21 protein-coding genes are annotated in these 21054 nt (G+C 66.7%); 4 read left to right on the forward strand and 17 right to left on the reverse strand.

Going from position 1 to position 21054, the window contains the following annotated elements; all coding sequences use genetic code 11:
- Window positions 1–239 precede the first annotated feature (239 nt).
- Window positions 240–1157 (reverse strand): AraC family transcriptional regulator, encoded by a 918-nt coding sequence (locus ACZ5MJ_RS07960; RefSeq protein ID WP_464223287.1) that lies wholly within the window; start codon window positions 1155–1157, stop codon window positions 240–242.
- Window positions 1158–1583: 426 nt separating this feature from the next.
- Here ACZ5MJ_RS07960 and ACZ5MJ_RS07965 point away from each other — a divergent pair, with 426 nt between their 5' ends.
- The gene (locus ACZ5MJ_RS07965; protein WP_464223288.1) at window positions 1584–2243 is read left to right on the forward strand and encodes a response regulator transcription factor; all 660 of its coding nucleotides are present in this window, start codon (window positions 1584–1586) and stop codon (window positions 2241–2243) included.
- A 56-nt stretch (window positions 2244–2299) separates the two neighbouring features.
- On the opposite strand, the gene ACZ5MJ_RS07970 is transcribed toward ACZ5MJ_RS07965, so the two are convergent.
- The 7 genes from ACZ5MJ_RS07970 to ACZ5MJ_RS08000 all read right to left on the reverse strand — a co-directional run bounded on the left by ACZ5MJ_RS07970 (window position 2300) and on the right by ACZ5MJ_RS08000 (window position 9871).
- Window positions 2300–2644 (reverse strand): hypothetical protein, encoded by a 345-nt coding sequence (locus ACZ5MJ_RS07970; protein ID WP_464223289.1) that lies wholly within the window; start codon window positions 2642–2644, stop codon window positions 2300–2302.
- Between the two features lie 179 nt (window positions 2645–2823).
- Window positions 2824–3894 (reverse strand): maleylacetate reductase, encoded by a 1071-nt coding sequence (locus tag ACZ5MJ_RS07975; protein WP_464223290.1) that lies wholly within the window; start codon window positions 3892–3894, stop codon window positions 2824–2826.
- Window positions 3895–3907: 13 nt separating this feature from the next.
- Window positions 3908–4924 (reverse strand): tripartite tricarboxylate transporter substrate binding protein, encoded by a 1017-nt coding sequence (locus ACZ5MJ_RS07980; RefSeq protein WP_464223291.1) that lies wholly within the window; start codon window positions 4922–4924, stop codon window positions 3908–3910.
- Window positions 4925–5318: 394 nt separating this feature from the next.
- Window positions 5319–6422: a porin gene (locus tag ACZ5MJ_RS07985; protein WP_464223292.1), complete on the reverse strand. Its 1104-nt coding sequence runs from the start codon at window positions 6420–6422 to the stop codon at window positions 5319–5321.
- Between the two features lie 302 nt (window positions 6423–6724).
- Complete coding sequence (locus ACZ5MJ_RS07990; protein ID WP_464223293.1) at window positions 6725–7633, reverse strand: citryl-CoA lyase; 909 nt, start codon at window positions 7631–7633, stop codon at window positions 6725–6727.
- Window positions 7630–8829 carry a CaiB/BaiF CoA transferase family protein gene (locus ACZ5MJ_RS07995; RefSeq protein WP_464223296.1) on the reverse strand — a complete coding sequence of 400 codons (1200 nt, stop codon included), beginning with the start codon at window positions 8827–8829 and terminating at the stop codon, window positions 7630–7632. Before ACZ5MJ_RS07995 ends, ACZ5MJ_RS07990 begins: the two co-directional genes overlap by 4 nt.
- Before the next feature lie 22 nt (window positions 8830–8851).
- On the reverse strand, window positions 8852–9871 hold the full coding sequence (locus ACZ5MJ_RS08000; protein WP_464223297.1) for a Bug family tripartite tricarboxylate transporter substrate binding protein: 1020 nt from the start codon (window positions 9869–9871) through the stop codon (window positions 8852–8854).
- Between the two features lie 280 nt (window positions 9872–10151).
- Here ACZ5MJ_RS08000 and ACZ5MJ_RS08005 point away from each other — a divergent pair, with 280 nt between their 5' ends.
- Window positions 10152–10976 (forward strand): IclR family transcriptional regulator, encoded by an 825-nt coding sequence (locus ACZ5MJ_RS08005; protein ID WP_464223298.1) that lies wholly within the window; start codon window positions 10152–10154, stop codon window positions 10974–10976.
- A 90-nt stretch (window positions 10977–11066) separates the two neighbouring features.
- Here ACZ5MJ_RS08005 and ACZ5MJ_RS08010 read toward each other — a convergent pair whose 3' ends face one another.
- Window positions 11067–11876: a putative hydro-lyase gene (locus tag ACZ5MJ_RS08010; protein WP_464223299.1), complete on the reverse strand. Its 810-nt coding sequence runs from the start codon at window positions 11874–11876 to the stop codon at window positions 11067–11069.
- 27 nt (window positions 11877–11903) lie between these two features.
- Window positions 11904–13235, reverse strand: a complete 1332-nt coding sequence (locus tag ACZ5MJ_RS08015; protein WP_464223300.1) for an MFS transporter — start codon at window positions 13233–13235, stop codon at window positions 11904–11906.
- 21 nt (window positions 13236–13256) lie between these two features.
- Between ACZ5MJ_RS08015 and ACZ5MJ_RS08020 the strand changes: the two genes are divergently transcribed.
- Window positions 13257–13565: a hypothetical protein gene (locus ACZ5MJ_RS08020; protein WP_464223302.1), complete on the forward strand. Its 309-nt coding sequence runs from the start codon at window positions 13257–13259 to the stop codon at window positions 13563–13565.
- Window positions 13566–13766: 201 nt separating this feature from the next.
- Here the strand turns inward: ACZ5MJ_RS08020 and ACZ5MJ_RS08025 are convergent, their stop codons facing one another.
- The 6 genes from ACZ5MJ_RS08025 to ACZ5MJ_RS08050 form a co-directional block, all read right to left on the reverse strand.
- Entirely contained in the window at window positions 13767–14006 is a 240-nt protein-coding gene (locus ACZ5MJ_RS08025) for an acyl-CoA carboxylase biotin carboxyl carrier protein subunit (protein ID WP_464223303.1), read from the reverse strand.
- A gap of 40 nt (window positions 14007–14046) precedes the next feature.
- Entirely contained in the window at window positions 14047–14820 is a 774-nt protein-coding gene (locus ACZ5MJ_RS08030; RefSeq protein ID WP_464223304.1) for a LamB/YcsF family protein, read from the reverse strand.
- Window positions 14813–15787, reverse strand: a complete 975-nt coding sequence (locus ACZ5MJ_RS08035) for a 5-oxoprolinase subunit C family protein (protein ID WP_464223305.1) — start codon at window positions 15785–15787, stop codon at window positions 14813–14815. Before ACZ5MJ_RS08035 ends, ACZ5MJ_RS08030 begins: the two co-directional genes overlap by 8 nt.
- Window positions 15784–16572 (reverse strand): 5-oxoprolinase subunit PxpB, encoded by a 789-nt coding sequence (gene pxpB / locus ACZ5MJ_RS08040; RefSeq protein ID WP_464223306.1) that lies wholly within the window; start codon window positions 16570–16572, stop codon window positions 15784–15786. Before pxpB ends, ACZ5MJ_RS08035 begins: the two co-directional genes overlap by 4 nt.
- Window positions 16569–17990 (reverse strand): acetyl-CoA carboxylase biotin carboxylase subunit, encoded by a 1422-nt coding sequence (locus ACZ5MJ_RS08045; RefSeq protein ID WP_464223307.1) that lies wholly within the window; start codon window positions 17988–17990, stop codon window positions 16569–16571. The genes pxpB and ACZ5MJ_RS08045 overlap by 4 nt, the downstream gene beginning before the upstream one ends.
- Before the next feature lie 108 nt (window positions 17991–18098).
- Complete coding sequence (locus ACZ5MJ_RS08050) at window positions 18099–18533, reverse strand: VOC family protein (protein WP_464223308.1); 435 nt, start codon at window positions 18531–18533, stop codon at window positions 18099–18101.
- A gap of 147 nt (window positions 18534–18680) precedes the next feature.
- Between ACZ5MJ_RS08050 and ACZ5MJ_RS08055 the strand changes: the two genes are divergently transcribed.
- Window positions 18681–19580 (forward strand): LysR family transcriptional regulator, encoded by a 900-nt coding sequence (locus ACZ5MJ_RS08055; protein WP_464223309.1) that lies wholly within the window; start codon window positions 18681–18683, stop codon window positions 19578–19580.
- Between the two features lie 21 nt (window positions 19581–19601).
- Here ACZ5MJ_RS08055 and aspA read toward each other — a convergent pair whose 3' ends face one another.
- The gene (gene aspA / locus ACZ5MJ_RS08060; RefSeq protein ID WP_464223311.1) at window positions 19602–21029 is read right to left on the reverse strand and encodes an aspartate ammonia-lyase; all 1428 of its coding nucleotides are present in this window, start codon (window positions 21027–21029) and stop codon (window positions 19602–19604) included.
- Window positions 21030–21054 lie beyond the last annotated feature (25 nt).

Below are 21054 nucleotides of genomic sequence, written 5' to 3' on the forward strand. Positions count from 1 at the left end.
GCGCAAGGGGGATACGCGGCGCAGGGCTAGGCGCCAGTCGCGCCGCTTGGTCATTCCAAGCAAGCGGCTGGCAACGACGCCATGCGCCGCGTATCCCCCTTGCCCTGCGGGTTGGCCCGAGCCGGGGCCATCTACTTTGTCGGGCGCCTTGCAAAGGGAATGACCCTTTGCGGCGACGCCCTTCGCGTAGCTGACCCCGGCTCGGGCCAACGCGCGTACGTTTTATATGGGAACAGGCCCTAATCCCCTCGAGTGCGCCTGCAGTCACCCGGAGTCAGGCCAAGCTTCTTCGAGAAACTGCGCGTCAGGTGACTCTGGTCGGCGAAGCCGCAGGAAATGGCAATCCCGGCGATCGGCAGATCCGTGGTGCGCAGCAGCCCGACCGCGCGTTCGAGGCGACGCTCCAGCAGCCATTCATGTGGTGTCTTGCCCGTACTCTGCCGAAATGCCCGGGAAAAATGACTTCGGGACAGGTGACAGGCATCAGCGACGTCGGCAATGGACACGGTGCCGTCCAGCCGCGCCGCCAGATAATCCTGCGCCCGCGCCAGTATCCGAGGGGGAAGCCGGCCCGTGCGGCGAATGCGGCCAGGATTGACGCCGCCATAGTGTTCGACCAGGTGTGTGCCGATCGCATGTCCGAGCTGATCGACAAACAGCCTGCTGGCACTGTGGGGCTGCGCCAGGGCCGGCAGGAGTGCCTGGGCGAGATGGGCCAGCACCGGATCTCGCTGCGCTGCCGCGTGGCGCAGCTCGAGACTTGGCGAACAGCCCAGTTCCAGCGCCGTCCGCTCGATGAATTGGGGCGGCAGTTCGATCAGTACGAAATCAAACGCGCCGGAGAGGTCGGCCTTGTAGTCATCCTGGAAGTTCCGCACATAGATGGAGCCCGCCTCGAACAGATGGGTGTCGGCCTGATTCAGATGGAAGATGCGGCGCCGATGGCCTTCCACCAGGGACACGCCCGCCAGGAACCCTCTTGCCGAGGCCGGCGTTATCACCTGGCTCACCCGCTCGGTCATTGAGCCCTTGCGGAAGAAGCACAGGTCGCCGGCGGCAAGCGCGTGGTCGTAGCGCAAGGCCTCCGACACGCAGCCCAATGAGTCGCGCAACAGGGCGGGCCCGGCAGGTTCGTGGGGGGAAGGGGGCAATTGCATGCGGTGATCGAGGTCGTTGCGCCAGGCCAGGCACGACAGGGCGGCTTACTTCACTGATTTCACTGAAAATGCATTGCCTCCGGGACGTCGCCAGCCCTCCGGCAGTCAGGTGACGCGCCGGGCGAAAATACTATCACCGCCGGAGGCATTGTGCACTGCTTGTCATTCTAGGCGGTGCGGGAATAAGCTCAACAACGAATGGCGCTGCGCGGTCGGGGCAATATCGTCAGGCATGATGGTGCAGTCCGGTTACCCAACGATATGAGTAGCAAGCGGCGGCCGACTGTGCTAGAAACGCTTGCGGCGAGGAACAGTGCGGGTCGGCCCGCCACACCTTTGAGCAGTCAATCCAGCCAAATATCATCGCCGGAACACCGGTGAGCTTACCGACGAATCATGCCAGCAAGAGCAAGGGGAGAGTCAGCCGTGACCGCCACCAGTGGCGAACCTGCCAGGACCAGTGCGGAGGATGAGCAGCTGGTGCTGATCGTCGATGACGACGCCATGCTGCGCAACGGGCTGGGTAACCTGTTCCGTTCGGTGGGCATGCAGGTAGCGCTGCTCGGTTCGGCCGCCGAGCTGCTTGAGTACAAGCTGCCCGACGCGCCATGCTGCCTGGTGCTGGACGTACGGCTGCGTGGCCAGAGCGGGTTGGATCTGCAGGCGCGCCTGGCGCAGATGGGCGTTCACATTCCCATCATTTTCATGACCGGCTATGGCGACATTGCCATGAGTGTGGCGGCCATGAAGGCGGGTGCCGAGGATTTCATGGCCAAGCCTTTTCGCGACCAGGACCTGCTTGACGCCGTGTCCGCGGCGCTGGAGAAGGACCGCCACCGTCGGCAGGCGATGAGCCGGGTCGACGAAATTCGCGCCAGCTACGCCATGCTGTCTCCGCGTGAAGCCGAAGTCATGGCCATGGCGGTGTCCGGTCTGCTGAACAAGCAGATTGCCGGCGAGATCGGCATCAGCGAAGTCACTGTCAAGATCCACCGCGGACAGGCCATGCGCAAGATGAAGGCGCGGACGTTTGCCGATCTGGTGCTGATGGCGCAGCAACTCGGCCTGTGCAAGGCCGACCGCTGACAACAAAAAAGGCGTTACGGACTACGTAACGCCTTGCTTGCGACGCGGGTCACCGGTCATGCGCGGGCACCGTCAAGATAGAGGTCGAACGAGCGGGCCGGCTCGGCGGACACGCCGACCTTGTCCAGGCCCGCCACCTTGCCGGCGCCGTCGATAAACGGGGCAGGGCTGCCGGCGCGCGCGCCGTCGGTGAAGGTATCGTGGAAGCGGAACTCGTAGCCGTACTGGTCTCCGGGCACTCTCGAGCGGAACTGGTAGCCGTACTGATCCGCCGGCACGCCGCTGCGGAAATCATAGCCGTACTTGTCGGCGGGCGCGGTGCCTGCGTGGGCGGCGCCAAGCGCGGCCAGGGACAGGACAACGGTGGAAGCAAGCTTCTTCAGGGCGGAAGTGTTGGTCATGATTTCTCTCCGGGGGCAATCGTTTAGTTGATTTGAACGGTGATGGACATTGACTTGGCTGCTTGAGTCGTGTCCATGTTCAAAACTATAGGATCGCCATCCAGCGGATACACGGAGAGCTTCCGGACAAGTTATTCAGATTTTTTGAAGATTAAATCGCGCCGCGGATCCTGTCCGGTTCACCCCGGCCGCCGCCCGTGGAACGCATCGTCCAGCAATTGCCGGATGCCGTGCGCGTCCAGCGGACGCGGATTGGGATACTGGTCGCGCAGCGCCAGTTCGCAGGCGTGATCGAGATCTTCCTCGCGCATGCCGATGTCGCGCAGCGCAACCGGTGCGCCAAGCGACGCCGCAAGGTCGAACACCGCCTTGGCGCCACTGATATCCTCGCGCCCCAGCGCAGCCGCGACCGTTGCAATGGCCTGCGGCGCTGCCGGTGCGTTATAGGCCAGCGCATGCGGCAGCACGATCGTGTGGACCTCGGCATGGGGCAGGTTGTAGGTGCCGCCGAGGGTGTGGCAAAGCTTATGGTGCAGGCCCACCCCGACGCTGCCCAGCACGGCGCCACAGAGCCAGGCCCCGTAGAGCGCATCGCCGCGCGCCGCCAGCACTGCCGGCCCGCTGCCGCGCGCGATGACGGGCAGGGCGCGGCCCAGTGCGGCGATGCCGTCGCGGCACATCCATTCGCTGACCGGGCTGCGGTCCGTGGCATACAGGCCCTCGGCGGCATGCGCGATGGCATTGATCCCGCTGGTTACGCTGACCGGCACCGGCAGGCCCAGGGACAGATCGGGGTCGTAGATCACGGTGCGCGGAAGCACGCGCGCATCGCGGCCGGTGCGCTTGAGCCCACCCTCGGTCATGCCGTAGATCGGCGTCATCTCCGATCCGGCATAGGTGGTCGGAATGGCAACGATCGGGAGTTCCGATTCGAGGGCGATGGCCTTGCCAAGCCCGATGGTGGAGCCCCCGCCGATCGCCACCACCGCATCCGCGCCCAGCGCAGCCGCGGTCGACCTTGCCAGGCGCGCCTGTTCCACCGGCACATGCATGACGGCGCCGTCAAAGATGCCGGCGCAGCGCGCGCCCAGCACCGCCGCGGCACGCTCGGCCAGGCCGCGCTGCCCCGGTGTACAAAGCACCAGCGCCTTGCCGGCACCAAGCAAATCGACTTCATCCGCCAGCGCCGCCAGCGCGCCGGAGCGGAAAACGATGCGTTGCGGGTGAGTCTGGTAGATAAAGGGCTGCATGATCGATGCGTGCTCAGTCGGTTGAAATATGCCGGTCCTTGATCAACCGGCCCCAGCGTGCCGCCTCGTCGCGGATCAGTTTGTTGGCCTGTGCGGAATCGCCCGCGATCACCTCGAAGCCGCTGTCGGCAAGGACTTTCGCGATCGCCGGATCACGCAGCGTGGCATTGACGCTGGCCGCAAGCTTGCCGATCACGTCGGGCGGCGTCTTTGCGGGCGCGATCATCGCCACCCAGGAGTATGCCTCGAATCCCTTGTAGGTCTCGGCCACTGCGGGTATGGCCGGCAGGCGCGCATCGCGTTGCCGCGCGGTGACGGCCAGCGCGCGCAGCTTGCCGGCCTGCACGTAAGGCAACACCAGCGGCAGGCTGGCGATCATCGAATCGACATGGCCGCCCAGCAGGTCATTCAGCGCGGGTCCGCCGCCCTTGTAAGGGGTGTGGATCCCGCTGGTGCCGGCCGCTTCGTGGAACAGCTCGGCCACCAGCTGGTTGGAACTGCCCGCACCCACGGATGCGTAGGACACCGTGTTCGGCTTCTTTGCCGCGGCAACATAGTCCTGCAGGGTCTTGTAAGGCGAAGCAGCGGGGACGACCAGCACCATCGGCGAGCGCACCATGTATGAGACGCCGGTCAGGTCCTTGTGCGAGGCGTACGGCAGCCTGGGATAGATAAAGGGCTCGGTGGCAAAGGCATCGAACACCATGCCGACGGTATAGCCATCCGCCGGACTGCGCGCAATCTGCCCGGTGCCGATGGTGCCGCCCGCGCCGGCGCGGTTGTCGATCATCACAGGCTGTGCCAGCCGCTTGCGCAAGGCGTCCTGGACCTGCCGGGCGACCTTGTCGACCGTGCCGCCCGCCGCATAGGGCACGATCAGCGTCACCGGTTTGGCTGGCCAGTCCTCGGCCCGGGCGATGGCCGGGACCGCCATCGTCACGGCGATGGCGGCAAGCGCGCCCGCTGCCGCCAGGCGTTGCAGGATACGGGGCAGCGTCATTCCTGCCGTGGTTGCTACGGTTGTCTCCATCGGGATCCGCTCCATGGTTGGTCTTGGCAGGTCTGCCCCGCCACCTTGGCTGCTTGCGCGAAGCTAGCCGGCTGCGTTCGGTCTCGAATATTAGACCCGGGAACGTAAGCGCGTGAAGCCGGTGTGAAGCTATTGGCCGGCGGCGAGCGGACAGGGCGCTGGACTTTCCATGCGGTATGAGCTGAATTTCCCTAGTGGACTGACACCAGCGGCCTGTCGAGCATGGGGGATTTGCCGGGAGCGCGGTCGCTCTCTTTGGCGTACTCGACTATGTCGGACCCCTGTCATTACCTGGGGATTTCCACGCCGCTATGCCGGAAGGATGGTTGTCGATGGACAACGCAGTCCGGGTGCCCACGGACTGAGGTGTCCTCGGCAGACAGGGCACCTCAGCTTAGAATTTGTGACGGATACCAAGGACCGCGCCGAACTGGTTCTCCGAGCCGCTGACCGTGCCGAAGCCGCTGCCCTGGATCGCGCCGGTACCGCCCGCGGTCAGACCCAGGTTCGAACCGTCCTTGTTCCTGGCGTAACCCAGGTTCAGGTAGGCATCGGTGCGCTTGGACAATGTGTAGTCAACCGATGCCACGAAGCTCCACGGATCAGCCTTGGTGCCGCGGAAGTCCTGGTAGTAGGCAACGCCGGTCAGCGAGAGTGCCGGGATCAGCTGATAGCCCACGCCCAGCCAGTACAGGTTCGAGACGTTGTTGGCCCCGAGGTTGCCCGGCAGCGTGGCGCCGTCCAGAGCCTTGGCCCAACGATAACCGGCGTACATCTTGGCGGGGCCGAAGAGGTACGAACCAGCCAGGGTGGCGCGGCGGATCTTGGCACCCGTCAGGGCACCGGACGTGGCCAGGCCGAGGTTGGTTTCGTCGTAGACACCGCCGACGGCTAACGGTCCGGCTGCGTAGGTCAGGCCGGCGCTGTACTCCTGGCCAATCCTGGGGCTGCCGGGGACCTCACCAAAAGAGCCGGCACCGGTGTTTGAGCCGAAGCTGTAGAGGGCACTGGCGGTCAGGCCGCGGAAGGTGCCGACGTACTTGACCGAGTTGTCAGCCCGGCTGGTGAAGCCTGCGTCCTGGCCGATGATCGAGTAGTTCGTGGAGATGGCCATCGGGTCGAACTGCAGACCGAAGTCATAGAGCGGGGTCTGTTGACGACCCAGGGTCAGGGCGCCCCACGGGCTTTGCAGACCGACGAAAGCGTTACGACCGAACAGGCGGCCGCCTTGGGCCGAGGTGCCGGTGTCGATATTGAAACCGCTTTCCAGCACGAAGACGCCCTTCAGGCCACCGCCCAGATCCTCCGCGCCACGCAGGCCCCAACGGCTGCCCGACAGGTTGCCCGAGGTCAGGCGGGTCACGCTGTGGCCGCCCCCGGGTTGGTTATTCTGATATTCGACACCGGCGTCAACGATCCCGTACAGCGTCACGCTCGACTGGGCATATGCACCGCCAGCGGCCAGTGCAGCGATGGTGGCAATCCATTTCATCTTCATAACACTTTCCTTGTTAGTGGATGATTGGAAACTCTGGGCTATCGCGACTGCTCGGCTGGCGCTCACCGTTCACGTCCATTTTTGGATGACGTGCCAGCGCCCGGTTAACGATACTTGGGATCAGTCCTTTGTTGTGAGAGAAATAACGAGGAGAGCGCGAAAGGCAACCAAAATCGTTCCATGCCGGGGTAACGAACATTCGTGCTTTTTCCGGATGCAATTGACCAATGACTTGAAGTCGATACTTCCTTGCGCCGGATTCCCAGGCTTTTCTTCAATACATAGCGATGCTGCCGTCTCGCTCATCGAGAGAGGTCATCGTGCTCCTGGCGCGGCGGCACTTCCGGCATATCGCGCTGCGGCGTACCGTCGTAGGTCCACAGGAACTGGCGCGGGATCGGTCCCTTGTTGCGGCCGCCCTGGTTGGTCTGCTCCCAGGCATGCGCCAGGATGCCGACCGAGCGCGACAGGCAGAACAGGCCGCGCGCCAGGGGCGCGGGGAAGCCGAGTTCGGCGTAGATGACGGCGGTGGCGCCGTCGATATTCATCGGGATGGGTTTGCTCCGGCCCGCCGCCAGCGCGTCCTCGATGGCCCGGGCGATGGCCGCGTAGCGCCCGTTCACGACGCCGTCGGCCGCGGCCTGCTCCACCAGTGCGAGCAGGCGCGGAGCGCGCGGATCGACCGGATGGAAGCGGTGGCCGAAGCCCGAGACGAACTTGCCATGATGGTCGCGATAGTGCTGCAGTGCGGCGGCGACGGCATCGCCCAGCGCGCTGCCGGCGTCGATGCGGGCAGCGACGTCCTCATACAGCGCCACCGCCTGTTCGCCGGCGCCGCCATGCACATCGCCCAGCACGTTGACGGCCGAGGCCATCGCATTGTTCAGCCCGACGCCACAGGTCGCGGCCATGCGCGCAATGGCGATGCTGGGCGCCTGCGGACCATGGTCGACCGCGGCCATCAGCGCCGCGTCGAGCAGCTCGCCCTGGCCCGGGCCGGGCAGCTCGCCGCGCAGCATCAGCCAGATCATCTGCGCGAACGAGACGCGGCCGATCAGTTGCTCGATGGGATAGCCGCGGTAGCGGATCTCGCCCGGGCGCATGTCGATGATTTCGGTGCGCCACCAGTCCTGCGACAGGCGCTGGCCCGGGTCCATGGTGCTGTCGCCGGCGTTGGCGTCCTGGTCGATGCCGCGCATCTCGTTGCTCATATCGCGCGCTCCTCGCTGAGTTGGTGGATATCGGCGTCGCTGTATCCCAGGTTGCCCAGGATCTCGCGCGTATGCTGGCCCAGTTCGGGCGGCGGCGTGTCGACTGCCGGCGCCTCGCGGTTGAGCTTGAAGCCGGTGCGCACCACGCGGATGTCGCGGCCGACGCCGGGGGCATTGGCGAAGCCACCGATCATGCCGCGGTCGCGCACCTGCGGGTGCGCCAGCGTGTCAGGCACGCTCAGGACCGGGCCTGCCGGCACACCGGCGTCGTTCAGCAGCGGCCACCAGTCCGTGGCCGGCTTCCTGGCCAGTTCCGCCTCCAGCGCCGCGGTCAGCGCAGCGCGGTTGGCCAGCCGCGCCTGGCGCTGGGCAAAGCGTTCGTCGGTGGCCAGCTCGGGCTTGCCCACCACGCGGCACGCGGCCTCGAACTGCTCTTGCTTGTTGGCGGCGATATTGAGCAGGCCGTCGCCGGTGCGGAACGTGCCGGACGGGCTCGCGGTCATGTTCTCGTTGCCCATCGGTACCGGGTCCTTGCCCGCGATCAGGTGGTTGGAGACGACCCAGCCCATGGTGGCCAGCGTGGCCTCCAGCATCGACACGTCGACGAAATAGCCCTCGGTGCGCTGGTGGTCCGCCAGCGACGCCGCCACGGCAAAGGCCGCAGTCAGGCCGCCGATGGTGTCCGACACCGGATACCCGACCCGGTACGGTGCGGTCTGCGGATCGCCGGTGATGCTCATCACGCCCGCCATGCCCTGGATGATCTGGTCGTAGGCCGGCAGTTCCGCCAGCGGTCCGTCCTGGCCGAAGCCGGAGATCGCGCAGTAGATCAGGCGCGGGTTGTCCTGCTTCAGTGTTTCGTAGCCCAGGCCAAGCCGGTCCATCACGCCGGGCCGGAAGTTTTCGACGACCACGTCGGCGCTGCGCACCAGCTTGCGGAACACTTCCTTGCCGCGCGCATGCTTGAGGTTGATGGTGATCGACTGCTTGCCGGGGTTCTGCGCCAGGAACGACACCCCCATCAGGCGCTGGTTCAGTTCGGCATCGGCGCCGAGCTGGCGCGCCAGGTCGCCGGTGCCGGGGCTCTCGACCTTGATGACCTCGGCACCCATATGGGCAAGCTGGTGGCAGCAGAAGGGCCCGGCCAGCACGTTGGTGAGGTCGAGCACGCGGATATTGCGCAGGGGCTTTTGCATGACAGGTTTCCGATGGGATCGCTTATTCGACACGCGCGCCGGACTGGCGCACGATTTCGCCCCAGCGGGTGTTCTCGGTCTGGATAAAGGCGCCGAGGTCCCTGGCCGAGCCGCCGCGCGGCTCGCTGCCTTCTTCACGCAGCTTGCTGACGGTGTCCGGCTGCGCCAGCGCCTTGTTGACCTCGGCATTCAGGCGCGCCACCACTTCCGGCGGCGTGCCGGCCGGTGCCACCAGTGCCTTCCAGTCTTCTGCCTGGAAGCCGGCGTAGCCTGATTCGGCAATGGTAGGCACAGCCGCCAGCAATGGCAGGCGCTTGGCCGAGGTCACCGCCAGCGCGCGGACCTTGCCCGCCTTGATCATGGGCATGGCGATCGGCGGCGTGGCGAAATAGAAATCGGTCTGCCCACCCAGCAGGTCGGTCAGCGCGGGCGAGGCGCCCTTGTATGGCACGTGCAGCATCCTGATGCCGGCGCGCCGCGCGAACATCTCGCCGGTCAGGTGCCCGACCGTGCCGGTGCCGGCGGATGCCATCGACAGCTGCTTCGCCCTGGCCGCGGCCACCAGGTCGGCAACGTTCTTGTAGGGCGCGTCATTGCGCACGATCAGCACCACCGGCTGTGCCGCCACCAGCGCCACCGGCGTGAAGTCCTTCTGCGCGTTGTAGGGCATCTTCGGGTACAGCGTGGGGTTGATCGCCAGGTTGGCGGTCTGGCCCATGCCCAGCGTGTAACCGTCGGGCTTTGCCTTGGCCACGCTATCGAGCCCGATATTGCCGCCGGCGCCGGCGCGGTTCTCCACCACCACGTTCCACCTGGTGGCCATGCCGACCTTGTTGAACACCAGCCGCGACAGCACGTCGGTGCCGCCGGCGGGCGGGAATGGCACGATCAGGCGGACCGGCTGCGAGGGATAGGCATCGGCCGCGACCGCTCCCGTGGCGCCAGCCGCGAGCAGCGCCGACAAGGCGCACCCAAGCAGGGCGCGGGCAAGGGAAGGCCCAGGCGCCGCGGCGATCCGGTGATAAGAGAAGTCGTGGTTCATGTCGTCTCCTGTTCAGACGGCCCCATGTGTCCGTCCGGCGAGCGTTCGCTCTGGTTAAAAAATGCTTGGGATGGCGCGCTGCGCGGTTTGCCGGCCGGAAGGGGCTTCAGTCTGCCGCCTGCCCCGGAGATTCTGCCTTGTAGTTCTTTCAGATAGAACATGATTCTATGGAGGAGAACTTTAGTGCCACGTGTCGACGGTGAGTAGCAGGGTATACCCGCGTCTTACGACCATCGTGGACTTGTGTTCTACTAGGCAGAACTAGTTGGAGAGCATTCCCATGGACGAGAACCAGGTATCCGGGTCGCCTGACAGGGCCGACGCTGCGGCACCCGAGAGTTCCAGCGGCGTCGCGGTCCTGGACCGCGCCTTCGCCATCCTTGGCGCCTTCGGCCCGGCCGATGAGCGCCTGACGCTGACGGAGCTGTCGCGCCGCACGAATCTTTACAAGAGCACGGTGCTGCGACTGCTGGCGGCCCTGGAGCACGGTGGCTTTATCCGCAAGCTGGAAGACGGGCAATATGCGATCGGCCCGCAGCCGCTGCGGCTGGCGGCCATCTATCAGCGCTCGTTCCGTGTCGGTCCCGTCATCGAGCACCTGCTGGAGCAACTCAGCCGCGAGCTCGGCGAGACCGCGTCGTTCTACGTCCGGCAGGGGGATCGGCGACTTGTGCTGTACCGCGTCGAACCGGCGCGCGCCGTGCGCGTGTCAATCGGTGTCGGCGATGAATTTCCCATCGACCGCGGCGCCTCGGGCAAGGTGCTGCTCGCCTTCAGCGAGCCCGACGACCAGCGCTGGCGCGAGGTGCGCGAGGGCCTTTGGGCCGTGTCATATGGCGAGCGGGATGCCGAAACCGCCGCTGCCTCGGCGCCTGTATTCGGTGCCACCGGCGAACTGGTAGGCGCCCTGACATTGTCCGGGCCGAAGCTCAGGCTCGGCGCCGCGCCGACCATGTTCGCGGCCGTGGCAACGCTGCTGAAGGCCGCCGGGCAGGCAACCGAGATTCTCGGCGGCAACCGGGCCCGCTTCGATGCCGGTATCTCGAAGCTGCATATGGAGCAGATCCTCAGCAGCGGCGCCATCAGCGCTCAGGAAGCGATGTAGCCAAAGGATCTCCGCGGTCGACCGCGCGCCGAGGGCTGAGCGTTCCGCAAGGCCCCCGGGGCGGCAAGCGGCGAAACGCCGGCAGAGACCTCAGATAAGCGTGACATCCTCGATCGCCACGTCGCCCACCAGCATGTAGCCGGGCGCATGCGTGATGCACAGCGGCAGCCGCGCCTGCACGGCCGCGGCCTGAGGTGTCACGCCGCAGCCCCAGAATACCGGGATCTCGCCTGGCAGGATGACGGTGGGCTCGCCCTCGTCGGGACGGTTGACGTCTGCAATGCCGATCGCTGCCGGATCGCCGGCGTGCACGGGTTTGCCATGCGCTGCCGGCAATGCGGCGCAGATCTCGCTGGCGCGTGCGGCCTGCGCCGGCGTATAGGGGCGCATCGACACCACCATCGGTCCGCGGAACGGCCCCACCGGCGTGGTTTCAATGCTGGTGCGGTACATCGGCACCACCTTGCCTTCGTCGACGTGCCGCACGGGCAGGCCGGCGCGCTGCAGCGCGTCTTCGAAGGACAGCGAGCAGCCCAGCACGAAGCCGACAAAGTCGTCGCGCCATAACGCGGCGATGTCGCCGCACTCTGCGGCCAGCTTGCCATCGCGCCAGACCCGGTAGCGCGGCAGGTCGGTGCGCAGGTCGATATCCTCGCCCAGCGCCGGCACCAGCGGCGAGCCAGGCTCGGTCATACCGATCAGCGGGCAGGGCACGGGGTTGGCACGGCAGTAGCCGAGGAAATCGTCGGCCCACTGGCGCGGCAGGATCATCAGGTTGCCCTGCACCCGGCCGGGCGCCATGCCGGCAGTGTGCCCGCGCCAGGCGCCGCTGCGGATGGCGGCGCGCGCGGTGGCGGGGCTGGCTGCCCAGCCGGGCAGTGCAACGGTAGCGTCATGCATGTCGGGTCGCTCCAGGCCGGTGTCGCTTTAGCGCAGCGCTTCGCGCGCGGTTTCCCTGACGCTGAGCAGCCCAAGCAATGCGATGACCGAGCCGCCCATCAGCAGGTACGCGGGCGACAGCAGGTTGCCGGTGGCGCCGATCAGCGCGGTCGCCACGTATGGCGTCACGCCGCCGCCGAGGATGGCGCCAAGGTTGAAGCTGAAGGCCATGCCGGAATAGCGCACGCGGGTCGGGAACTGCTCGGCGTAGGTGGGATAGCCGACCGACTGCACGATCGGCATCGGCAGCGCCACGATCAGCATGGCGAGGAAGGCCAGGCCGATGCTCCGCTGGTCCATCAGCATCATCATCGGTACCACCAGCACGGTATAGCCGACAAAGCCGATGGCGAGCACCTTGCGCCGGCCCAGGCGGTCGGAAAGGCCGCCCCAGAACGGCATCAGCACCGCCATGGTGAGGCTGACCAGGGCCATGATCCAGTAGACAGTGGCCTTGTCGTACTTGAGGTAGGTGGTCATGTAGATGTTCATGAACACCAGGCCCACCCAGTAGCCCACGTTCTGCCCGAAGGACAACACCAGCACCTTGAGCACCGCGGGCGTGTGCTGGCTGAACACCTCCTTCAGCGGTGCCTTGGGCGGTTCGTTGTGTTGCTGGAACTGCTGGAACGCCACCGACTCTTCCACGCGCCTGCGCACCAGGAACGAGATCATCACCATCGGGATGGCGCTCAGGAACGGGATGCGCCAGCCCCATGCGGTCATGGCTTCGCTGCCCAGGATGGAGGTGGTCAGCCCGCACACGGTTGCCGCCAGGGCGCCGCCGATGGCCACGCCCACCGGCGTGAACGCGCCGAAGAAGCCGCGCCTGCCGGATGGCGCCGATTCGGCCACGTACGCCGCCGCGCCCGTGACTTCGCCGCCGGCGAAGAACCCTTGCACCAGCCGGATCAGCAACAGCAACAGCGGGGCCGCAAGGCCCGCGCTCGCGGCAACGGGCAGCACGCCGATGGCGGCGGTGGCAACGCCCATGCCGATCACGGTGACCAGCAGCACGGCGCGGCGGCCGATGCGGTCGCCGAGCCGCCCCAGCACGATGCCGCCGATCGGGCGCATCAGGAAGGCGCTGCCGAACACCGCCAGGATCGCCAGCAGCGACGCGGTGGCGTTGTCGCCCGGAAAGAACAGCGGCCCGATGGTGGCGGCCAGGTAGCCATAGATGCCGAACTCGTAGTACTCGATGGCGGTGCCGGCAGCGGCGGCTACCGCGGCCTTGCGGGCCACGGCGACGTTGCCGGTCGCGGGAGCCGAGGCGGGGGCATCCGCCAGCGGCAGGGTGGAAGTGGGGGCGTTGGACATGGTCACGTTTCCAGAAGCAGGGTGAAAGAAGCCGCGCCGGCTGCGGGTGGCAGCCGGCGGGTCCCGGGGTCTGAGCATGAATACCCGGTACGCTGCGCCGCGGTCATTGCGGCTGCGTACCTGTTGTTGTTAATCGACTGCCTGTTTTTTCAGGTCAGTCCTTGCTGCATTCACAGCGTTAATGCACGCCTGGAAGCTCTGATTTTTATTGAGCAACAAGCGTGCCAGTCAAAATCAACTGTGAAAATCCGTGGGAATAAACGCGACTTGTCCTGGCCGGTGATGACCATGCATTTTGCTGTCTCCTTTTATTCGGCTGCGCCAGAATGAGCTGGCCCGGTGCATACCGTGTTCCCTTGCGGGGCACGGCATGCACTATTGCCGCCGCTACTGTCTTATTGCTGCCTGTTCATTTCGCCAAAGCACGGGCAGCATATTAATTTCGAGGTCTTGCGCGGCTTTTTGGCCGCCAGCGATGATCGTGTCCTGGATTAATCGCGAGCCATTGCCGGGCAAGGCTTGCCTTGAAAATCAGCCTGCCGGAATAAAAGCGCCCAATATCTGGCCTTCCTCGACCGGCTCGCCTTCATCGACCAGGTAGCTGGCCACATAACCGTCGGCGGGCGCTTCCACGGGAATTTCCATTTTCATCGATTCAATAATCACCAGCGTGGCATCGCGCGATTGCGCAACATTTGGCGCGGCCACGATCTTCCACAAGGTACCGGTGGTCTCCGCGACGATGGGCAAGGCGTTCGGTTGGTCTGGCATGGGGGCTCTGGTCTTGTTGATGTGGATGGGGCGGGAAACGTCAGCGAAGCGCGGTGGTACGCGGGGCGCGGACGGTGATGCCTTCGGCCTCGAGCGCGGTGCGAATATCGCGCGCAAAGCCGGCGGCGCCGGGCTGGTCGCCATGGATGCACAGCGTGCCGGCGCGCACCGGCACGTCGGTGCCTTGCTGCGAGCGCACCACGCCGTCGCGGACCATGCGCAGCACCTGCGCCACCGCGGTGCCGACGTCGGTGATCATGGCGCCGGGCTGTCCGCGCGGCGTCAGCGATCCGTCCGCCTGGTAGCTGCGGTCGGCAAATACTTCCTCGGCGACCGCCAGGCCGGCCTCTCGCGCGGCGCGCACCAAGGCAGAGCCGGCCAGGCCAAAGAACACCAGGGCAGGATCCACATCGCGCACGGCTTCGGCAAGCGCTCGCGCCATGCCGTCATCGCGCGCCGCCATGTTGTACAGCGCGCCATGGGCTTTTACATGGGCCAGGCGGCTGCCGGCGGCGCGCGCAAAGGCTTGCACCGCGCCGACCTGGTAGACGGTCAGGTTGTAGATCTCGCCCGCCGACAGCGTCATGGCGCGGCGGCCGAAGCCCTGCAGGTCGGCAAAGCCGGGATGCGCGCCTACCGCCACGCCCTGCGCCACCGCCGCCCGCACCGTTGCGGCGATGGTCTGCGGATCGCCGGCGTGCAGGCCGCAGGCGATGTTGGCGGAGCTGATATGGGGCAGCACCGCCGCGTCATCGCCAAGGCGGTAAATGCCAAAGCTCTCGCCCAGGTCGCTGTTGAAATCGATCTCAGCCATGGCCGCGCTCCAGCGCCGCGAAGGCAGCATCCTGCAACTGCGCGAGCCGTTGCGCCTCCTCCATCTCGACCACCGTGAAGCGCACGCTCTCGCCGGGCATGCGTTGCGCCAGCCGCGGCAGGTCCACGGCGCAGACGTGGGCGATCTTCGGATAGCCGCCCGTGGTCTGGCGGTCTGCCATCAGCACGATCGGCTGGCCGTCGGGCGGCACCTGGATGGTGCCGAATGCCACGGCTTCGGACCACATCTCGCGCGGTGAGGACAGGGCCAGCGCGGGACCTTCGAGGCGGTAGCCCATGCGGTCGGACTGGGCGGCAATACTGAACGCCGCGCTGGTGAATGCCGCCTGCGCGGCGGCGCTGAAAGCATCCCACTCGCGCCCGCGCACCACGCGCAGCGGGGCGTCGGGGGCTGCGACGATGCCGGCGGCGAAGCGCGCCTGCGGCAGGGCCTGGGGCAGCGCGGCACGCGGGACGCACAAGCCGATCACATCGGCCTTGCGCAGCGGCTTGCCCTGCATGCCGCCATATCCGCCACGCACGAAGGTGCTGTGGCTGTTCATGACCGGGTCCAGCGCAAAGCCGCCGGCCACCGCCAGGTAGGCGCGCAGCCCGCTCTTGCGCTTGCCGAAGCTCAGCGTCGCGCCAGCCGGCACCACGCATGCCTGCGCGGTGGGCAGCGGCGTGCCGTCGATGCTGGCGTCGAGATCGGCGCCGCAGACCGCCACGGCAGTGGCCGCGTCAAAGCGCAGCGTGGGCCCCATCAGCGTGATCTCCAGCGTCGCGGTGTCCTGCGTATTGCCGACCAGCGCATTGGCCAGCCGATGCGCGCGCTCGTCCATGACGCCATTGGCGGGCACGCCGAGCTGTTGATAGCCGACGCGGCCGAGGTCCTGGAACGTGCTCAGCGCCCCGGGTTTTAGCACCGCGATGGCGGCGCCGCCCGGTGGTACCGGTATCGTGGTCATCGAATCGCTCCATGGGCCGGTAAGAGGGTGCCTTGCGATGCGGCAATGTCGTCGAACTGCGCGGCCGAGACCGGCACGAAGCGCACCTGGTCGCCTGCATTGAGCAGGCAAGGCGCATCGCGGTGCGGATCGAACAAGGTCAGCGGCGTACGCCCGATCAGGTTCCAGCCGCCGGGCAGCACCATCGGATAGATCACGGACTGGCAGTTGGCCAGCCCGATCGAGCCAGCGGGCACGGCGGTGCGCGGCGTGGTGCGCCGTGGCGGGGCCAGGCGCGCGTCGAACTTGCCCACGTACGGGTGGCCGGGCGCGAAACCCAGCATCAGCACATCGACCGGCGCCGCACTATGCAGCGTGATCACCGCCTCGGGTGCGAGCCCGCAACTTGCGGCCACCTCGTCGAGATCAGGCCCGTGGTCGCCGCCGTAGCAGACCGGGATGTCGACCACGCGAGCGGAGGCGGCCAACGCGCCGAGTGGCTCGGCCAGCAGCATGGACAGCGCTGCGCTCAGCGCCTGGAACGGTGCCGTGCCTGGCGCGGCGCCAACGGCGGACGGGTGGTAGTGGATGCCGACGGTCGCCAGCGCGGGCACGACATCGGTCACGCCCGGCAGTGCGGCCGCGCCAATGCGCGCCGCCGCGGCGCACGCTTGTCGGTTGGCAATGCGCAATGCGGCGGCATCGCGGCCGGCGTCGAATGCCACCACGAGCAGGCGGTCGCCAGACGGTTCAATGCGCCACGGGATGGCCGCGGCGGGTGCCAGGTCGACAGGCAGCGCGCTCATGGCTGCACCTCGGGCTGCACCTCGCCGGCGACGGCGGGCGTAGCCGCGTGCGGCGCCGCGCTCGTGCCGATCAGCTGGGCGATTTCGCGCGTGACGAAGCCGGTATCGACCTGGCCCGCGCGGAAGTCGTGGTGCGCCAGCACGTTGCCAAGGAACTCGACGTTATGGCGAATCCCTTCAATGCGCGTCTGTGCCAGCGCGCCCAGCATCGCCTGGCGCGCAGACTCGCGCCCGGCGCCGTGCGTGATCAGCTTGGCGATCATCGGGTCGTAGTAGGGCGTGATGGTGTCGCCCGCGCGCACGCCGGTGTCGACGCGCAACGCCGGCATCGCTGGCAGCGCAAAGGCCGACAGCTTGCCCGGCGACGGCATGAAGTGGCGTGCCGGGTTTTCGGCATAGAGCCGGCACTCGATCGCCGCGCCCTGGCGGCGGATGTCGGCTTGCGCCACGGGCGCGAGGGTGCCGGCCGCCAGCCGGATCTGCGCCTGCACCAGGTCCCAGCCGGTGACCATCTCGGTGACACCGTGCTCGACCTGGATGCGGGTATTCATCTCGAGGAAGAAGAATTCGCCGCTGTCGGCATCGACGATGAACTCGACCGTGCCGGCGCCGCGGTAGCGTTGCGATTCGGCCAGCGCGACGGCCGCGGCGGTCATGCGTGCCAGCACCTCGGGCGGCAGGCCGGGCGCCGGGCTTTCTTCGATGATCTTCTGGAAGCGGCGCTGCACCGAGCATTCACGCTCGAACAGATGCACGGCCGTGCCGTCGCCATAGCCGAAGACCTGGACTTCGATATGGCGTGCGCGTGCGACGTAGCGTTCCAGGTAAACGCTGCCGTCGCCAAAGGCCTTGAGCGCGAGCGCCTGCGTGGAGGCGACGGTGGCTGCCAGCGTGTCGGGGCCGTCGACGCATTTCATGCCGATGCCGCCGCCACCGCCCGCGGCCTTGACCAGCAACGGATAACCCACTTGCGCCGCGGCGTCTTCCAGCCCGGCCAGCTCACCGGGCAGGAAGCGGATGCTGCCCGGCAGCACCGGCACCCCGCAGGCGGCAGCGATCTCTCTCGCGCGGTTCTTGTCGCCCATGTTCTCGATCGATTCGACCGAAGGGCCGATCCAGCGCATGCCAGCGGCCTCGGCGGCCCGGGCAAAGGCCGTGTTCTCGGAGAGGAAGCCATAGCCCGGGTGCACGCCGCCGGCGCCATGCGCCAGCCCAGCTGCCAGGACGGCTTCGGTATTCAGATAGCTTTGTGCCGCGGGGGCCGGGCCGATGGGAACGGCCACGTCGGCCATCTGGCAATGCAGTGCACCGGCGTCGGCCTCGGAATACACGGCCACGGTCTCGATGCCAAGCGCCTGCGCGGCGCGGATGATGCGACAGGCAATCTCGCCGCGATTGGCTACCAGGATTCTTCGCATGTCAGACTCTTGCTGCTTTGGGGGCGGACACGCGGCGCTGGTTCGGCGCCGCGTGCAGTGCCGGCCTGCGGGCCGGTCGAGGCGCGGTGTGGCCGCGCTTTTTCAGACTTACTTGGCGAACAGCGAGGCGATATTCGCAAACGCCTTCAGCTCCAGCGCATTGCCCGACGGGTCCAGGAAGAACATGGTGGCCTGCTCGCCAACCTCGCCCTTGAAGCGGATATGCGGTTCGATGATGAACTGCATGCCGGCGGCCTGGAGCTTGTCGGCAGCCGCCTGCCAGTCGTGCATCGGCAGCACCACGCCGAAGTGGCGCACCGGCACGGCATCGCCGTCCACCGCGCTGGTCTTGCGGTGGCCGCATTCTTCCGGCGCCAGGTGGGCCACGATCTGATGGCCATAGAAATTGAAGTCGACCCAGTCTTCCGAGCTGCGGCCTTCGGGGCAGCCCAGCAGCTCGCCATAGAATTCGCGCGCGCTGGCGATGCTGTGGACCGGGAAGGCCAGGTGGAACGGGGGCAGGACTGCGGTGGATTCGCTCATGGTGTGGAGACTCTTGGCAATGGATATGGGGTTGGGGCGTGCGGCACGCAGCAACGTACCGCCCTGGAACCAGAGTCTATGTATGGTGAAAAATTAATAAAAGCGATATATTTTTGACATTAGCTCCACGAAAATTGATGAATCGAAATGTTGCGAGAACTGCGCACCTTTATCGCCGTTGCCCGCCACGGCACCTTCGCCAACGCCGGCGCGCATATCGGCCTGACGCAGTCGGCCGTCAGCGCGCAGATCCAGCGGCTGGAGTCAGAGCTTGGTTTCGCGCTGTTCGACCGCACCGGCCGTTCGGCGCGCCTGAACACGGCCGGGCGCGAAACCCTGGCGTTGGCCGAGGAGCTGGTCGTGCTGTACGAGCGGATCGGCCACCAGGGCCTCGACATCCAGGGCTCGGGCATGGTGCGCATCGGTGCCATCGCCTCGGCGCAAGCCACCTTCCTGGCCGATGCCATTGCCGCATTCCGGGCTGAACTGCCCGGCTGCCGTGTGCGCATGGTGCCTGGCGTCTCGCTCAACCTGCTCGGCCAGGTCGACGCCGGCGAGATCGACATCGCCGTCATGATCCGGCCGCCCTATGCCTTGCCCGCCGAACTGGAGTGGCGCCCGCTGCTGGAGGAGCCTTTCGAACTGCTGGTGCCCGCCGGCCAGGCCGGCATGGACTGGCGGGACGCAATCGCCACGGCACCCTTTATCCGCTATGACCGGGCTTCTTTCGGCGGCAGGCTGGTCGACCAGTTCCTGCGCAAGCAACGGATCGTGCCGCAGGAAGCCATCGAGCTCGACGAACTCGAAGGCATCGTGCAACTGGTGGCGCGCGGGCTCGGCGTGGGCCTGCTGCCCCGCATGCTGGCCGGTGGCGCGCGGCCGCCGGGCGTGACGGCACTGCCGCTGGGCGACGACACCTTCTATCGCGAGGTGGGGCTGGTCGAACGTGCCCGGCACAGCCGCCAGCCAGTCGCGAGCCGGCTCGCCGACCATATCGGCGTGGCGACGCAGGCGATGGTGGCGTCGGATCGAAGCGGTCGGCGTTGACCTGCGGCGCGGGTCCGCCGCTCAGTGCGGCTTCCCATGCACGTCCAGCGGCACCGGCTGGGTCAGCGTCTCGGGGCGCAGGATGCGGTCGAGTTCCTCTTTCGACAGCAAGCCCTTGCGCAGGACGATTTCATAGACGCTGCCACCCGTGGCGTGCGCTTCCTGCGCAACAGCGGTCGCGTTCGCATAGCCGATGTAGGGGTTGAGCGCGGTCACGATGCCGATCGAGTTCTCGACCGTGGCGCGCAGCCGGTCGGGATTCGCGGTGATGCCTTTGACGCAGCGCTCGGCGAGCGTCAGGCAGCCGTTGCGCAGATGGCTGACGCTCTTGAACAGGCTGTGCGCGATGATCGGCTCGAAGGCATTGAGCTGGAGCTGGCCGGCCTCGGCCGCAAAGCTGACGGTGATGTCATTGCCGATGACTTCGAAGGCGATCTGATTCACGACTTCGGGGATCACCGGATTTACCTTGCCGGGCATGATGCTGGAGCCGGCCTGCATCGGCGGCAGGTTGATCTCGCCCAGGCCGGCGCGCGGACCGCTGGACAGCAGCCGCAGGTCGTTACAGGTCTTCGACAGCTTCACGGCAACGCGCTTCAGCACGCCGGAGAGCTGCACGAACGAGCCGCAGTCCTGCGTGGCCTCGATCAGGTTGGGGGCGGTTTCGAGCGGAATGCCGGTGATCTCGCGCAGGCGCCGCAGCACGACCGGCGCATACGACGGATGCGCGGTGATGCCGGTGCCGATCGCGGTGGCACCGAGGTTGATCTCGCAGATCAGCATCGCGGCTTCGCGCAGGCGCGCCTCGTCCTCTCCTAGCATCACGGCGTAGGTGCTGAACTCCTGGCCGAGCGTCATCGGCACGGCATCCTGCAGCTGGGTGCGGCCCATCTTGATGATGTGGGCGAACTCGTCGGCCTTCGCCTCAAAGGCCCGCCGCAGCACTGCCATGGCGTCCACAAGGCCGGCGATGCCGAACCACGTAGCGACCTTCAGCGCGCTCGGGTAGACATCGTTGGTGCTCTGGCCGATGTTGACGTGCTCGTTCGGGTGCAGGTGCTGGTACTCGCCCTTCTGATGGCCAAGCAGTTCGAGCGCGCGGTTGGCGATCACCTCATTGGCGTTCATGTTGGTCGAGGTACCCGCACCGCCCTGAATCACATCGACAACGAACTGGTCGTGCAGCTTCCCGGCAATCAGCTCCTGGCAGGCACCGGCGATTGCGTCGCAGCGCGCCTTGTCGAGCAGGCCCAGCTCATGGTTGGCCTGCGCCGCGGCTTGCTTGATCGCGGCCAGCGCCTTGATCAGCTCCGGGTAGATGGAGATCGGGGTGCCCGTGATCGGGAAATTCTCGACGGCGCGCAAGGTATGCACGCCGTAGTAGGCCTCGACAGGGACCTCGCGGTCGCCCAGGAGGTCATGTTCGGTTCTGAAGATTCCGGCAGTCATGGTTACGCTCCTCGCGTAAATTGGT

The sequence above is a fragment of the Cupriavidus sp. LA-1 genome (assembly GCF_055385985.1).